General features: G+C 66.9%; 3 protein-coding genes. 2 read left to right on the top strand and 1 reads right to left on the bottom strand.

The annotated features are described in order from the left end of the window. Together AC1DYI_RS30935 and AC1DYI_RS30930 are read left to right on the top strand one after the other, a co-directional pair. On the top strand, positions 1 to 1392 hold a 1392-nt coding region (locus AC1DYI_RS30935), incomplete at its 5' end, for a GMC family oxidoreductase (RefSeq protein WP_477207945.1). 138 nt (positions 1393 to 1530) lie between these two features. Then, a complete protein-coding gene (locus AC1DYI_RS30930) occupies positions 1531 to 2796 on the top strand; it encodes a glycerophosphodiester phosphodiesterase family protein (protein WP_477207944.1) in 1266 nt (421 codons plus the stop codon). Positions 2797 to 2850: 54 nt separating this feature from the next. Here AC1DYI_RS30930 and AC1DYI_RS30925 read toward each other — a convergent pair. Beyond that, positions 2851 to 3045, bottom strand: a 195-nt coding sequence (locus AC1DYI_RS30925; protein WP_477207943.1) for a hypothetical protein, incomplete at its 5' end; no start/stop codon positions are given.

The following is a 3045-nucleotide window of genomic DNA, read 5'->3' as shown; positions in this document are numbered from 1 at the left end:
GGCTCGTCCAGCATCAACGGGATGATCTACATGCGCGGCCAATCGCGCGACTACGAGCGCTGGGCCGAGCTCACTGGCGACGATGCCTGGCGTTGGGAACATGTGTTGCCGGCCTTCAAGCGGCACGAAGACCACTACCTCGGCGACGGTGGCGCGGCAGACCCCGAGTTCGCGGCCTTCCACGGCGTCGGGGGCGAGTGGCGTGTCGAGAAACAACGCCTGCGATGGGACGTCCTCGACGCCTTCGCACTCGCCGCGCAGCAAGCCGGCGTGCCAGCCAGCGCCGACTTCAACCGCGGCAACAACGAAGGCGTGGGCTACTTCCAGGTCAACCAGCGGGCCGGCTGGCGCTGGAACTCGGCCAAGGCCTTCTTGCGGCCGACCTGCGATGCGCGGCCCAACTTCAAACTGTGGGTGAACTCCCGCGTGACGCAGCTGCTGTTCGAGCCCGCGCCGGACGGCCGCCCGCGCTGCGTCGGCGTGCGCGTGTGGGACGGGCGCCAGATGGTCGAGGCGAGGGCGCGCCGAGAGGTGATCCTGTGCGCCGGCAGCATCGGCTCGCCGCAGATCCTGCAGCTGTCGGGCGTCGGGCCAGCCGCACTGCTGCAGCACCACGGCATCCCGGTCGTGGCCGATGTGCCTGGCGTCGGCGAGAACCTGCAAGACCACCTGCAGGTGCGCGCGGTGTTCAAAGTGCAGGGCGCGCTGACGCTCAACGAGCTGGCGTCGTCGCTGCTCGGCAAGGCGCGGATCGCGCTCGAATACCTCTGGGGCCGCAGCGGCCCGATGAGCATGGCGCCCTCGCAACTCGGTGCCTTCACCCGCAGTTCCACCGCTTACGTCTGGCCGAACATCCAGTACCACGTGCAGCCGCTGTCGCTCGACGCCTTCGGCGAGCCCCTGCACAGCTTCCCGGCCTTCACCGCCAGCGTGTGCAACCTGAACCCGACGAGCCGCGGGACGGTCCGGATCCGCAGTCCTCGCCATGAGGACGCACCAGCGATCTCGCCCAACTACCTCAGCACCGACGAGGACCGCCAAGTCGCGGCAGATTCACTGCGGGTGACCCGACGCATCGCGGCGCAACCCGCGCTGGCCAGGTATCGGCCCGAGGAGTTCAAGCCCGGCGTGCAGTTCGACAGCGACGCTGATCTGGTGCGCCTGGCGGGCGACATCGCGACCACGATCTTCCACCCGGTGGGCACCACGAAGATGGGTGCCGACCGCGACCCGCTCGCCGTGCTGGATTCGAAGTTCCGCGTTCGCGGGGTGCATGGCCTGCGCGTCGTCGACGCCGGCGCGATGCCGACGATCACCAGCGGCAACACCTGCAGCCCGACGCTGATGATGGCCGAGCGGGCGGCGGCGTGGGTGAGGGCGGATATCGGCTGACGAACGGCTGGTGGGCCGACGGATGCGCAGGTAGGGCGCCCAGGCTCACTCAGGTCATGGCCGCGACATGTCGGCCGTCTAATCTGCAGCCAGCCGAGCCGACCTCGGTCGAAACTTGCCATCCCTAAGAGGAGCCCCATGCACCGATCATTCGCCTTCAAATTTGCCGCAGTTGCCATGTTGGCCACCTCGGCGCTGTCGGCCTGCGCGTCGCCCAACGCCGTCGAAACCGCCTACAAGGTGCCGTCGGTGCAACTGGGCCCGCGCCCGTTCTTTCTTGTCAACGACATGCCCGAGGGCAAGCTGAAGCGCCAGCTCAACGCCTGTGCGAAGCAGACCGAGAAGTACCACGTCAGCGAATTCTCGATCGCCCACCGTGGCGCACCGCTGCAGTTTCCCGAGCACAGCCGCGAGGCCTATGAGGCGGGCGCACGCATGGGCGCGGGCATCATGGAATGCGACGTGACCTTCACGAAGGACAAGGAACTCGTCTGCCGCCACGCGCAGAACGACCTGCACACGACCACCAACATCCTGCAGACGCCGCTGGCGGCCAAGTGCACCACGCCGTTTTCGCCCGCCACTTTCGACGATGCGGGCAACCTGGTCAGCCCGGCGAAAGCCGAGTGCCGCTCCAGCGACATCACGCTGGCCGAGTTCAGGACGCTGCGCGGCAAGATGGACGCCTTCAACCCCCGCGGCAAGACGGTGGCCGAGTACATGGCCGGCACGCCGACGTTCCGCACCGATCTCTACGCCGGCCCGACCAGCGGCACGCTGATGACCCACGCCGAGAGCATCGAGCTGTTCAAGAAGTTCGGCGTCAAGATGACGCCTGAGCTGAAGACGCCGGTGGTCGCGATGCCCTTCGACGGTCTCACCCAGCAGGCCTATGCGCAGAAGATGATCGACGAGTACAAGGCCGCGGGCATCGCACCGGGCCGGGTCTACGCGCAATCATTCCTGAAGGACGACATCCTCTACTGGGTTGCTCACGAGCCGCAGTTTGCCAAGCAGGCCGTCTACCTCGACGACGCCGCAGTCGTGCCCGACCTGCCGAGCGCGGCCGAGTTGAAAGCCTACAAGGCGCAGGGCATCAACATCTGGGCGCCGCCGAGCTGGGCGCTGCTGGCGCTGGACACGTCGAACAACATCGTTCCGTCGCAAGCCGCCAAGGATGCCAAGGCCGCCGGCCTGGACCTGATCACCTGGTCGCTGGAGCGCAGCGGCATCCTGGCCGATGGCAACAACGGCTCGTACTACCAGACCATCGACGCAGCCATCAGCCGCGAAGGTGATGTGCTGCGGGTCATCGACGTGCTGGCTCAAGACGTCGGCGTGATCGGCATCTTCAGCGACTGGCCAGCGACGGTGTCGTTCTACGCGAACTGCAAGGGGCTTTGAGCGGCAGGGCGGGGCAGTGGGCGCGGCTGCTTGCAGCCGCACACCATGCACGCCTCACGCTTGCGGATCGGCGCGCAAGATGAATTGGCGGCGATCGTCAAGCGCCACGCGGATCGCCATCTGACCGAGTTCATTGATCGAAACGGGGTTCAAGGCGAAGTCGACAACCGTGGCGCCGAAGAGGGTGTCGCCAAGCCCGAGAACCCTGTGCCGGATCGGGTCTGCACCCGTATAGATGCCGAGTTGTCC

This window comes from Ideonella sp. P3_A4 (assembly GCF_056403075.1).
Note: the sequence above shows the minus strand (reverse complement) of the source record. Positions and strands in the feature narration are given on the sequence as shown.